At 41.7% G+C, this 12,864-nt stretch carries 13 protein-coding genes; 10 read left to right on the plus strand and 3 right to left on the minus strand.

What is annotated here, in order from left to right; translation table 11 throughout:
* The first annotated feature begins 75 nt into the window (after window positions 1–75).
* Window positions 76–696, plus strand: a complete 621-nt coding sequence (locus EHS13_RS16520) for a nitroreductase family protein (RefSeq protein ID WP_155701395.1) — start codon at window positions 76–78, stop codon at window positions 694–696.
* Between the two features lie 73 nt (window positions 697–769).
* Here EHS13_RS16520 and EHS13_RS16525 read toward each other — a convergent pair whose 3' ends face one another.
* The 3 genes from EHS13_RS16525 to EHS13_RS16535 all read right to left on the minus strand — a co-directional run bounded on the left by EHS13_RS16525 (window position 770) and on the right by EHS13_RS16535 (window position 4,759).
* A complete protein-coding gene (locus EHS13_RS16525) occupies window positions 770–2,008 on the minus strand; it encodes an MFS transporter (RefSeq protein WP_155701396.1) in 1,239 nt (412 codons plus the stop codon).
* Window positions 2,009–2,028: 20 nt separating this feature from the next.
* Entirely contained in the window at window positions 2,029–2,331 is a 303-nt protein-coding gene (locus EHS13_RS16530; protein ID WP_155701397.1) for an MTH1187 family thiamine-binding protein, read from the minus strand.
* 154 nt (window positions 2,332–2,485) lie between these two features.
* Window positions 2,486–4,759 carry a carbohydrate-binding protein gene (locus EHS13_RS16535; RefSeq protein ID WP_162463136.1) on the minus strand — a complete coding sequence of 758 codons (2,274 nt, stop codon included), beginning with the start codon at window positions 4,757–4,759 and terminating at the stop codon, window positions 2,486–2,488.
* 290 nt (window positions 4,760–5,049) lie between these two features.
* Between EHS13_RS16535 and EHS13_RS16540 the strand changes: the two genes are divergently transcribed.
* From EHS13_RS16540 to EHS13_RS16580, 9 genes are all read left to right on the plus strand, one after another.
* Window positions 5,050–6,222, plus strand: coding sequence for a glycosyltransferase (locus EHS13_RS16540; RefSeq protein WP_227013960.1), 1,173 nt, complete (start codon window positions 5,050–5,052; stop codon window positions 6,220–6,222).
* A 159-nt stretch (window positions 6,223–6,381) separates the two neighbouring features.
* Entirely contained in the window at window positions 6,382–7,461 is a 1,080-nt protein-coding gene (locus tag EHS13_RS16545; RefSeq protein ID WP_155701399.1) for a PQQ-dependent sugar dehydrogenase, read from the plus strand.
* A gap of 68 nt (window positions 7,462–7,529) precedes the next feature.
* Window positions 7,530–7,907, plus strand: a complete 378-nt coding sequence (locus EHS13_RS16550) for a MerR family transcriptional regulator (protein WP_155701400.1) — start codon at window positions 7,530–7,532, stop codon at window positions 7,905–7,907.
* Window positions 7,904–8,218, plus strand: coding sequence for a thioredoxin family protein (locus EHS13_RS16555; RefSeq protein ID WP_155701401.1), 315 nt, complete (start codon window positions 7,904–7,906; stop codon window positions 8,216–8,218). Before EHS13_RS16550 ends, EHS13_RS16555 begins: the two co-directional genes overlap by 4 nt.
* Window positions 8,219–8,283: 65 nt before the next feature.
* A complete protein-coding gene (locus EHS13_RS16560) occupies window positions 8,284–9,090 on the plus strand; it encodes an Fpg/Nei family DNA glycosylase (protein WP_155701402.1) in 807 nt (268 codons plus the stop codon).
* A gap of 19 nt (window positions 9,091–9,109) precedes the next feature.
* The gene (locus tag EHS13_RS16565; protein WP_155701403.1) at window positions 9,110–9,955 is read left to right on the plus strand and encodes a deoxyribonuclease IV; all 846 of its coding nucleotides are present in this window, start codon (window positions 9,110–9,112) and stop codon (window positions 9,953–9,955) included.
* Between the two features lie 119 nt (window positions 9,956–10,074).
* The gene (locus EHS13_RS16570) at window positions 10,075–10,668 is read left to right on the plus strand and encodes a beta-class carbonic anhydrase (RefSeq protein ID WP_155701404.1); all 594 of its coding nucleotides are present in this window, start codon (window positions 10,075–10,077) and stop codon (window positions 10,666–10,668) included.
* Complete coding sequence (locus EHS13_RS16575; protein ID WP_155701405.1) at window positions 10,655–11,971, plus strand: deoxyguanosinetriphosphate triphosphohydrolase family protein; 1,317 nt, start codon at window positions 10,655–10,657, stop codon at window positions 11,969–11,971. The genes EHS13_RS16570 and EHS13_RS16575 overlap by 14 nt, the downstream gene beginning before the upstream one ends.
* A gap of 12 nt (window positions 11,972–11,983) precedes the next feature.
* Window positions 11,984–12,862, plus strand: a complete 879-nt coding sequence (locus EHS13_RS16580; RefSeq protein ID WP_162463137.1) for a tetratricopeptide repeat protein — start codon at window positions 11,984–11,986, stop codon at window positions 12,860–12,862.
* Window positions 12,863–12,864 lie beyond the last annotated feature (2 nt).

Consider the following 12,864-nt stretch of genomic DNA (forward strand, 5'->3'; position numbering starts at 1 on the left):
ACTTAAGTAATCTCTTATACTCTGGTATAATGATAATAGCTACTAAACTTAATATAGAAAGTTGGTTTTTATCGAATGAGCTCAATTGAGAAACAAGCCTTTCATCCCGCACTAGACCTATTAGAAGTTGTAAAAAATAACCGTGAACCTGAGCATGAAGTAAGTCCCCTTTTTTTAAACCGCTGGTCACCGCGTGCTTACACGGATCAAAAAGTACCTGATGCAGAATTGAACCAATTGCTAGAGGCAGCTCGATGGGCTCCATCCTCGAATAATCAGCAGCCATGGAGATTTTATGTGGCGAATACGGAAGCTAAGCTTGAGGTTTTCAGACAATTCATCGTGCCATTCAATCTATCGTGGATGAGTCAAGTACCTCAGTTGATCTTATTGGGATCAGCTAAGCTAACTCCTAAGGGAGACCCTAATGGAGCACATGCATTTGATGCAGGATCCGCTTGGTCGCATATCGCATTGCAAGCTACATTGCTTGGACTAAGTTCTCATGCGATCGGTGGATTTGATAGTAATAAGGCACGTGAGCTATTAAATGTACCCGCTGATATTGACTTGCATGCCGTTATTGTTATTGGCTATCAAGGAGATAAAGCTACTTTATCAGAAGCTCTGCAAGAGCGTGAGAAGCCAAATCAACGTAATCCTTTGTCTGCTAGTATTGTCGAGTGGAACGCGTAATAGCATACTTGAAAAAAAGCTGTTGAGAAGCCTAATGGGCTTCTCAACAGCTTTTTTGTCGAACGCTTTAAGGTCATTGTCCGCGCAAGGCTTCATCCTTAGGCAGGAAGACGGTTAGTAATCCAATGAGCGGCAAATAAGAGCAAATTTTCATAATAAAAGCGATACTGGTTTCATCTGCAATAAAGCCGAGGACAGCGGAACCTAGCCCGCCTAATCCAAAAGCAAGGCCGAAGAATAAACCGGAAACCAACCCCACTTTACCAGGAAGCAATTCTTGGGCATAAACCACAATGATTGAAAAAGCCGAGGATAAAACAAAACCTGCGCATACGCATAAAACACCTGACCAGAATATATTGGCATAAGGCAACAAAATGGAGAATGGAGCTGTGCCTAGAATCGAGAACCAAATTATTTTGCGTCGCCCAAAGCGGTCAGATAAAGGTCCACCGATGAATGTCCCTGCCGCTGCCGCTGCTAAGAAGGCAAAAATAAACAGCTGAGCATGCTTAACCGTGACGCCAACATTGCCAACGAGGAAGAAGTTATAAAAGCTAGTAATACTAGCCATATACACATTTTTCGAGAAAACCAGTAATATCAATATCGTCAAGGCAAAGCCAACCTGGCGTCTAGTAAGTAAATTCGCTTTAACAGCAGCTTTAGGCTTTGTTGATCTGCGTGCGAGTAAATTCTGCCTGCTATACCAGCCTGCCACGAAGAATTGAATGATGATAGCAGTACCGGCAGCAATTGTAAACCAGATGACTCCAAATTGACCAAGCGGTAAAAAAATAAATGCGGTCATTAACGGTCCTAACGAGCTGCCTATGTTGCCTCCTACTTGGAATATAGATTGGGCTAATCCACGTTTTTGTCCAGCTGCCATGTAAGCTACTCTTGAGGATTCTGGATGAAAGATGGAAGAACCAACACCTACGCAAGCGACAGCAAGTAGCACAGAGGCATAATTAGGCGCTATCGCAAGGGCAATGATGCCAATTAGCGTAAAACATACGCCGATAGGCAAAATATATGGTTTAGGATGCTTATCCGCATACAAACCAATCATCGGCTGTAAAACGGATGCGGTAAGGTTCATACATAAGGCTATGATACCGATTTGTGCAAAATTTAGATTTAAAGAATCATGAAGTATCGGGAATAGAGCAGAGATGCTGGATTGCATCGAATCATTTAACAAATGGACAATGCTGATCGCAAAAAGGATCGGATAAATAGTTGCTGGAACAGCAGCCGAAAGATTAGCAGTAGAATTAGGTGCCGGATTTGGCAATGTTTTTGACATGTGGTTATTTCCTTTCTGAGTTAAAGCTTATCTGTGACAGATTTCATTTTTTGAGCTATGGAGCCTGTTATGTCACGACGATCATCTATTTTGATTGAAGTGGAGACACGGGCAGCGCCATTCAAGAACGGAATTTCGTGCAAGCGACGAATGACCGTAAACAAATCCTCTAATGAGCCTTCAATTATAGTACTCATCGCCGTGAGCTCATAATGAATGGCTTCTGGAGCATGCTCCAGCTCCTTGACAAGATCAGCGACATAGCTGCTCAGGCTGGTGGTTCCGGTCCCAATGGGGATAATCGTAACTTCGACAATAGCCATATATGATCTCCTTTAACGTTTAGTTGAATTTTAAATCTTATCTTACCACTTAGCATGCAAATAAAAAATGCTTTTTATCAAAAAGTTAATTTTAATAAGCAAAAACCCAAACATCGCCCTCAAGAGGATGTTTGGGTTTTGATAAAGCTAATATCTAATTTTTAACTATGGAAACATCATCGATTTGCAGTGAAGTATTGCCCGGTGAATCTAGATAGAATCCAATATCGAGCTGTCCGTTCGATACATTAACTGATCTGCTGATTTTAGTATACACATCGGATGGGTTAATATTCGCGTAAAGAGCTGAACCACCGTAGTCAGCTAATTCCATCCGCACAGTCAATGGATTGCCGCCGTATACTCGTTCTTTCACCCAAGCTGAAACCGTATAGCTCCCATTCGTAAGACCGCTTAGCTTTTGGTGTACACTTTGTTTAAAGGCATTGTTATTGTGAAAATACAACTTATTCATCCCACTGTGATTATCATTCGTGTCAACACCAAAAGCAGCGGATTGTCCATCGGGATGCCATTCTGACCATCCGTTAAGATTGTTGGACTCAAAACCTGCATTTTGAATTAAGCTTGCTGTGCCCGAAGCTGTTTTGTCCAACTCAATGTAATCTAAATTAATCGCACCTGAATCCGCAGCTGTACGTTCGATCGTAATTAAATTAACACCTTTTTTCAAGCTTATTTGATCCGATTTATTCGACCAAGTATCCCAATTCGCGAGGTTGGGGAAGGATACGGTCTTAGCTGGCTGAACAGAAGTACCGTTCTCATCCACGACTTTGACCTTCATTGTACTCGTAGTACCTACAGAGTTTCCATATCTATAGGATATTGGATAGCTGCCAGTGGATGGAGCCTCAACAGCATAAACGATTTTGGCGCCTACATTCCCTAAGCCATCCACAAAACCAAATCCGGAATATCCTTTGTGATCGTTATTAAAATGTGTCCCATTCAACCAAGTGGCAACCTCAGACTGATAACGTATGGACGAACCCACTGGAGAAATCTGAACTATCTTCGATGCATGTGCATTTAAATTCGGATTTAAGCTAGCAATGGAACCGAGATTAGCATTGGTCCATAGATCTTTGGTACTTGCCGATCCATTAAGCCCCAGATCAGTCTTATAATCGACCGAACGGACTTGGGAGGAATCATCCCGATTGAACAAGCTGACAACCCAACTGCCATCTGGCAGCTGTCCAAGCCATTTCTCGGAATCTCTAGCGTTGGGATCCGTATTGAAGGGATTCCCATTCCTATAATAGGGTTTACCGACAAAGCCTTGGTTATGCAAATCGAGCATGTTGGCATTCTTATAAAAGCTGCCATAGGTGCTAATTGTTGAATACTGATCTGTAATTGCAATGGGGGACCCCGCCATTGTGAACAGATTAATAATGGATCTTCGTTCATCATCATTGCTAAATTTGTTCATACGGATAAAGTCGCCATCAAGAATCATATTCGAACCTCGACCAGCTATATCTGAAAATCCGGTAAAACCCATAAACGGGTTAGCCCATTGGGACCAGCCGTTTATCCAATTCTGTCTTTGTCCACTGAGATTCTGCCAGCCTCCATGAGCCAAATCTTCATTAATTCGGACCATGTCGCCATAAGGAAGTTCGGAAGCAGCATGATTTTTAAGATGCGGCATAACCAAGCTTAGCTCCATATCATTCCCTGCTGCTTCATGCATCCATTTTAAAGCAAGCTTATAATTTTCGGTTCCATGGTCAATGCCTTTGTACGAATCTTTATCTCTGCCGGTCTCGTACCAGGATAGAAAATCGATCCGTAGGAAGGTGACACCCATATTCTTAAAATATTGAATATATCCCTTTAAGTATTCTTCAGCACCCGGTTTAGCTACATCGAGCCAGTAGAGATCTTTATTGAAAGTATCTTTAGAGCTGGCGATATCTTTAACGAGATAATTGGTTCCCACTACTTTCTTTGAAGGATCAGAAGCCGCGCTTCTTGTAACCCAAAGCGGGTTATAATACATCCCCATATCCAAGCCTTTTTTCTGAATGTAGTTAGCCCAATAAGTCCAGTCATGTGTCCAATTATCATTATGATTAAGGATGTAACCGTTCTCATTGGTTTCCTGTGCTTGCTCGATCCAGCCATCTGCAGTAACCATGTTATAGCCGGAGGCTTTGTAATCTTTGGCGATCCAATCGATGTTCTTCTTCCATTCTTGTTCATCCATAGGTGAATCGTGAGTATATTGATATTCGTATGTGCTCCAATATAAAGGTCCAGTTCCATCTTGTGTGAATTGGCTCTCACGTGCAGATGCAGGTGCTATTGCTAGAACTCCAGACATGATTAAGCTCATGCCAACTAATGCCCAACTGCGGATTTTCGTTTTATTCTGTTTGCCCATGATGTTATTCATTCCTTTCATTCAACCAATTGTTGAACTTATAAACTAAATCTTTTACTTCTTTATTTTACAATTAAAAACCTTAAGTTCCTATAACTTAATATTACCAATAGCAATGTAGAAGAAAAGTGAGTCATAGGTATATTTTTCAATCTCGATGAATATGTCCACAATTCTTAAGCTCAATACGCATATCCTTTAGAAAGTGAGCTTTTTTGTAGCCGAATTATACTGTTAACGCGCAACTTGTTGCATTTCCATCATTCGTAAGAAATCCGCGAGAATCCCCGTGTTTAGATGGAATGGAATCATTAATTGTTGCCCGTTACCAGTATACAAACTTGAAGAATGGGGGAAACGCTACAATGTTAAGTAAAACCATAGGCAGCAGCCTAAGTCTAACTATAAGCAAAAACGGAAAAAATAAAGCCAGAAGAAGGCTTAAAGCCAAGCATAAACATAAGGGCAAACACAAACACAAGAGCCATAAACGAAAGAATAAGCATAAACGTTTAAGAATTATCCAAGTCATCTCCAATTACCCGCAAGCCAACCGCGTACCCCCAACCAACCAAGGTGGAACAGAAAAAATAGTCTATGAATTAACGGAAGAGCTAGTGCATCGTGGACAGGATGTTTACTTATATGCAGCAAAAGGAAGTCGAAGCAGCGCGAGGTTAATTACTTATCCGAAGGGCTTGAAGTCCAAATCCATTGGTTCATTTGTATTAAACACACTCCCCAAAAAAGTAGATATCATTCATGACCACACCTTTAAATCTGTGTTAGGCAGATCAAAAACCAAGATCCCCACACTTTGTACCTTGCATATGCCAGAAAAGCATTGGGTGAAGCATCCCGTTTATGTGAGTAAACGAGCCCGATCTGTAATGGGGAAGGGCAGGGGCTTCTATGTCCACAATGGAATCAATCCGCGTGATTACCAATATAGTGAGAATAAACAGGGGTTTTTGCTGTTTATTGGCCGCATTCTCAAATCAAAAGGCATTCTGCATGCATTGGATATTGCCGATATTACGAAAAAGAAGCTAATTATCGCGGGTCCAATTAAAGATAACAAGCTTTTTAAAAATAAAATTTTACCACGTATAAAGCGGAATCCAAGAATTCGTTATGTTGGAGCGGTTGGCGGAAAGAAAAAACAGCAGCTGCTGAAACATGCATCTTGTCTGCTGTTCCCAACCGTTTGGGAAGAACCATTTGGTTTAGTGATGATTGAGGCTATGGCATGCGGAACACCAGTGGTTGCTTTGAATAACGGAGCAGTTCCGGAAATTTTAGCTAGATTTCCTGAGTTAATCTGCAAAAATGTAAAACAAATGGTACGAAAAGTAAAACGAGGTCGTTACCCCTCCTCAAGAAAGCTGCGAAAGTATGTTATGGAGAAATATACCACTAAGAAAATGACAGATAGATATTTAAAGCTTTACAACAAAATAAGAAGGAGGGGATGAGAGTTTTTGCATACACCTCTGAATTATAACGATGAAGGCAAACCGTTTTATGATCTTGTCCACATGTGTTATACTAACCTACAACTACCACGAATGATCCTGCCTTGCAGAAATCATTTGTGGTTTTTTTTAATTAACTAGATGAAGGTGGTTATTAGGATGAAATCAGTGCTTTTATTAATTGTTCTCCTGCTCGCAGCATGCTCAGGCAACGGTAGTCCCACACAGACTACACCTACCACAGAACCTACAAAAGTGACAACAACGAAACCAGCTACGGAATTTGAAGTGATTGCTAAAAATCTGAAAACACCTTGGGCGATTAATTTTAATGGAGAGCAAATTTATATTAGTGAGAGAGTCGGAACTATTGCCAAAATAGAAGGGGAAAAGCTAACGAGGCAGCAGGTTAAGTTAAGCAAAGTGGTTAAGCAAGGTGGAGAAGGCGGTTTTCTTGGCTTTGTGCTGGCTCCAGACTTCGCGACTACCAAACAAGCTTATGCCTATCATACATATGAAGAGGCAGGGAAAATATTAAATAGAGTTGTGCTCATTCAAGAAAATCCAGAAGGCTGGGAGGAAGTAAAAGTCTATCTGGAAGGAATTCCAGGTTCAATGAATCACAATGGCGGCAGGCTGGCAATTGGTCCTGATCATAACCTCTACATAACAACAGGAGACTCAACTGTAGATGTGCTAGCACAAGAGCTAAAAAGCCTTGGAGGCAAAATATTGCGCATGACATTAGATGGCAAAATTCCACAGGATAATCCATTCGCGGACTCTTATGTTTATTCCTATGGCCATCGCAACTCACAAGGAATCGCCTGGGATAGCCAAGGAAATATGTATGGCTCGGAGCATGGTCCATCTGGATCACCTGGGGGACATGATGAGATAAACCGCATTGAACCTGGTAAAAATTATGGCTGGCCATTGATCATTGGTGATGAGAAGAAGGAAGGTTTGATTAATCCGTTATACCATACGGGGGAAACCGCTATTGCGCCTTCTGGAGTCAGTTTTACTGCTGATGATCAATTACTTATGGCAACCTTACGGGGACAAAAGCTGTTCAGCTATGATCCGAAAAGCAATAAATTGCAAATGATTTTAGAAAATCAGGGCAGATTGCGTGATGTGAAAATCCATAATGGCAAGACCTATATTATAACTAATAATACAGATGGGCGAGGTACGCCTAAAGCAGATGATGATCGTTTACTTATGTTGAATTAATCGCTTGACTCTGCCATTAATGTCATGGTTTATACTTGCATTAGCGGGATAGAAGGGAGGTTGGAGGTATGAAGATTGGAGAGTTAGCTCAGCGTACAGGAGTCAGCATTCGATCATTGCGTTATTATGAGCAGAAAGGTCTGCTCGCGCCAACCCGTCATGAGAATGGCTATCGCGACTATTCCGTACTTGCTGAGGATCAAGTGAAAACAATTCAGCTATACCTTGGCTTAGGGCTCACAACCGAGCAAATTGTCAGCTTTCTGCATTGTGTTCTTTTGAATAAAGAAGCATTCTGTACGGAGGTATTGCCCGTTTATTTAACTAAGCTAGCCGAAATTGATACTCAAATTAAACAAATGCAAGCGATTAAATCAAACCTTGAAGAACGTATTCGTTCTATTAAAGAGGAATCTAATCAATCCATATCGGAGGTTACAAGATGATTACAGCAAACAAAGAAACGAAGCTAAAGGATAGTTTACGTCAAGCTGGAGTTACTGTAGTGGAGTTCGGTGCTAATTGGTGTCCCCCATGTAAAGTACTTCTGCCGATATTAGATGGAATGGATCATGAGTATGGCGGGAGTGTTACATTCGTAAAAGTGGATTGTGATGAATCTCCTGACTTTGCAGCTGAATTTAGCATCATGTCGTTGCCTACAGTTGTTATATTCCATAATGGTGAGCCAGTGGATAAGCTGGTGGGTCTGCGTTCTAAAGAAGCTTATCAAACTATTATTGCGCGATATATATAATATCGTTTATTTTGCTCCTAACTTGGTTATACAGCATAGTAGATAACCAAAGTTAGGATGATTCGATGCCAGAGTTACCCGAAATGGAAAATTATAAACGATTGCTGTCTTCACTAATAGTGAATAAGCCCATTATAGATCTTACGGTTACCAGGGAAAAAACAATCAACATAGTAGTAGACGAATTTCGGAAAAAGGTGCTGCAGCATTCTATCGTGTCTATTGAGCGAAGAGCTAAGCATCTTTTATTTATTTTGGATACGGGCTCTGTCTTATTGCTGCATTTGATGCTAGGCGGATCATTATATTATGGGAAACAAGCTCCTGAGCGAACTGCTCAGGTTATTTTGCATTTTAGAGATGAGGCTAGCCTGTATTTTCTTGGCTTAAGATTAGGCTACCTGCACCTGCATACGGTTCAAGAGGTGGAGCAGCTTCTCATTAAATTAGGGCCAGAGCCACTCGATAATCAATTTAGCTTTGCTGATTTTCAGCAGGTACTCCGAGGGCGCAGAACCAATTTAAAGGTAATGCTTGTCGATCAAAGTGTGATGTCGGGGATTGGAAATTGCTATTCGGATGAGATTTGTTTTATAGCTGAATTGCTGCCGACTAGAAAAGTGAATGCTTTAACGGAGCAGGAGCAAAAGCAGCTTTATCAAGCTATGCAAACCGTGCTTAAAGAAGCGATCTATTTTGGCGGCTATATGGACACTCCTTTATATGAAGGTGATCGATTGACAGGGCAATTTGATCCGAAATGCCGGGTTTATGATCGAGAGGGAGAACCTTGCCTTCGTTGTGGATATCCATTGATTAAGGACGAGGTCAGCTCTAAAAAATGTTTTTATTGCCGTCATTGTCAAAAGTAATCTCATAAAGAGGTGATTTATGTATATCGGAGCTCATGTTAGCACTAAAGGCGGTTATGCAGCAGCAGCTAAATTTGCCTTTCGCAATGGAGCGAGTGCTTTTCAATATTTCCCCAAAAATCCGCGAAGTTTGAATATCAAGTCCTTCAACGTATCCGATGCAGTAGCATGTGCGCAGTTTTGTGCTGAGAATTCACTTGTTTCCATAGGCCATGCTCCCTATCCATTAAATTTAGCCGTTGTACAAGATCAACAAGCTGTCATGGTTGATGCACTTTTGAATGGACTTGAAATAACAGATACTTGTGGATCTATCGGACTTGTTGTCCATTTTGGCAGGTTTTCGGGTAAAGATACTTTAGAGGGGTACAAGCATATTCTGCAGGTATTAAATGAAACCCTACAGCAATGGCAGGGACGGGCGCTCATCTTACTGGAGAATCAGGCAGGCAGCGGCAATCCTATGGGGACTACATTTGAAGAACTAACTCAGATTCGTTCACTGTCCAATTATCCAGATAAAATCGGGTTTTGCTTAGATACCTGCCATGCTTTTGCCAGCGGATTATGGAACGGAGCCAATTGGAGTGAGGTTGAAGCTAATGGAGAAAGGCTTGGATTCTGGACGCACCTTAAAGCCATCCACTTGAATGATTCTCTCTATCCAACAGGGTCGTTCCGCGACCGTCATGCGAATATTGGCCAAGGCTTTATTGGAAGTGAGCATTTAACTGCCGTATTAAGCTCGGCTTTTGTACGGGATACTGCCATTGTGTTGGAGACGGCTCCAGCGGCAGACGGCACGCATCGGGATGAAATAAATTATATTAGAGAATTGATGTCTGTAACTAAAGCAAAATCTTAAATACATTGCCAATCTAGGGATGTGTTTCTATGGATTGCTTAAAAGGTTGTATACAGGTAAAATTAAAATAAATACCCAAAGATATCATACCCCAATAATGAAGACGAGGAGCTGGTAGGATGTCAGTCGTATCGAATATTCTAGAATTTAACCAAGAGTTCGTGAAGCAAGAGCAATATAAGGAATACTTAACCGATAAATTTCCAGATAAAAAGATCGCCATTTTAACTTGTATGGATACGCGTTTAGTTGAGCTGCTGCCCAAAGCTTTAAATTTACGGAATGGGGATGCCAAGCTGATTAAAAATGCAGGTGCGATTCTGACTCAGCCGTTTGGCAGTGCGATGCGTAGTATTCTTGTAGCTATATATGAAATGGGTGCAGCGGAAGTACTGGTTATTGGCCATCATGGCTGCGGCATGACCACGCTTGATTCAAAAGCTATGGTTGCCAAAATTCGTGCTAGTGGAATTTCGGATGAAGTTTTATCGACTTTAGAAAACTCAGGTATTCGGATGGATCGATTTCTCAAAGGCTTTGCAAGCGCAGAAGAAGGCGTTATGCATAGTGTCAATATGATTCGCAATCATCCACTAGTTCCTGTATTCATTCCTGTCCACGGCTTTATTATGCATCCCGAAACAGGTTTTATGGAGCAGATTTGTGACGGGTATACCTCCCGTGAGGAGGAGAAAGCTAGTGAACGTCCGTAAACTGAGATTATTCGATAGTGAGAACACATTGTCTAGCGACGATCGCGATGAATTCGAGAAAGATTATGCTCGTTTAATCCAATCGCCTTCCTTCCGCAGATTACAGGGAAAAGCGCAGGTATTTGGCGCTGGATCAGGTGATTACTATAGAACCCGATTGACACACTCATTGGAAGTATCGCAAATTGCTAGAGAGATGGCTAAGCGATTAAGCCGAACGTTACCTTTTCTAGCTTTTCGTGAGCATCCGGGCTTAGTGCTAGACCCAGAGGTCGTAGAGGTAGCTTCACTCGCCCATGATTTGGGGCATCCGCCTTTTGGCCATAAAGGTGAAGAGGTGCTAAATCAGCTGCTAAAGGATGCGTATGGACTGGCATTCGAAGGCAATGCACAAAACTATCGCATTCTAATGTTTCTTGAGAAACGCGCTGGAAGTGGAAGCGGGTTGGATTTAACGGCAGCGGTATTGTTAGGAATAAACAAATATCCGTTTTGTTTGGATGACCCTGGTCGGATTAAAGGGGTTTTCGCTCGCGAATGGCAAGGAATTGAGTACTTGCGCCAATTGTGGGAAATGCCGGATGGCTGTGCCACACTCGAAGCCCAATTGATGGATCTTTGTGATGATATTGCTTATTCCACCCATGATATTGAAGATGGTATTAGAGCAGGGAAAATTCAAATGAACCGTACATTTTTTGAAGACGATCGCTTAGTAACCCATCTTATGCAAGAGGTAATCGATGATACTGGCAATGAAGAAATGGGCTGGGACCAAGTAGATTTAAAGGTAATGGTTCAACAGGTTTTGGCTTCTTACTTGTCTCAATGGGAGACTATCTATGCTGAATGTGGTGGAGAAGCTTCGCGAACGCGTCGCGAAATGAAGGCTCGCTGGGTAAGTAAATTCGCTCATCAGGTTGGGATTATAGATGACTCCAAGAAGGATTGGAAGCGAGTCACCTTCGTGCTTGACGGGCAAGAGGATTTAGACTTATTGCGGACGATGGAGATTCTTAAAAAGCTGGCTTGGGTGACGTTAATTAAAGATTTTCGAGTCCAACGCTTGCAGAAGCGCAGTGAAATTATGGTTCATCGTTTATGGGACAGCTTTAAAGAGTATGAAACGGGTAGATTGATTTTGCCTCCAGATTGGATTGAAAGCTATCACCATTTTAAAGATCAATGGACTTGGGAACGTTTAGTCTGCGATTATATCTCGGGAATGACAGATGCCTATGCGGAGAAAGTATATACGGAGCTGTTCGCAAGTCGCTCAGGGTCAATCTATGAAATGGATTAAGGGGAGATGGCCTTGAATTTACCTAATGGTTCGGTAAACCGCGAAAAAGTTGTTCAGCTAATAGACTTGAGAAAGTGGAAGGAAGCTAGTGCTGAAGCGGAGCGGTGGATAAGCAGCGAACCCAGTAATGCTGAAGCCTATGCGACTCTCGCTCAAATAAATTTAAAGCAGAATCAATTTGAGCAAGCTCACAATTGGACTAATCAAGCGCTTCGCTATGATCCTGAGAATGTTCTTGCTTGGTATGTTCGTGTGTTTGCTTATTATTGCGAGAGTAAGGAGCAAGAGTTTTTTGAAGCCGTAACGGTAGCGCTGCGGATTGACCCCTCTCAATCGTTATATTATTTCTTAAGATTTAATATTTATCATAAAAAAGGGAATCGTATGGAAGCAGAAGCTGAAATGCTTAAAGCGCTGGAGATTAACCCGGATGCACCCTTGTATCTAGCTGCTTATAGTTATTTGCAAGCAAGCCAAGGCGAACTCGTTCAGTCGCGGATCTCTGAGCGTCAAGCATTACGCATCCATTCCTCTGATTCTCAAGTATTCATTTATCTCGCTTGGGCGGCTGAACTAAGAGCTGAAGATGAGAAAGAAACTGAATATTTCAAAAACGCGGTACGTTTAAATCCGCAAAATAATCAAATTCGCGAAGAATATCTCAAGAGCTTACAGAAAAATGATAGATTTTATCGTATGCTGCTAATGCCTTCCTCACTTAAAAACATTAAGCCGACCTATTTTATTATAAGCTGGTTCTTGGCATGGATCTTTTTTAAGCCTTTGGTTTTCGTCTTTATTGCTCTTTATGTACTCGCCCATTGGACTTCTAAATTATTGGTTCAGGTGAAGGTGTTTGGTTGGCGCAATATTTTTAAAAGCTCAAGCTAGAG

This window comes from Paenibacillus psychroresistens (assembly GCF_009728935.1).
GTDB classification, from domain to species: Bacteria; Bacillota; Bacilli; order Paenibacillales; family NBRC-103111; genus Paenibacillus_AC; species Paenibacillus_AC psychroresistens.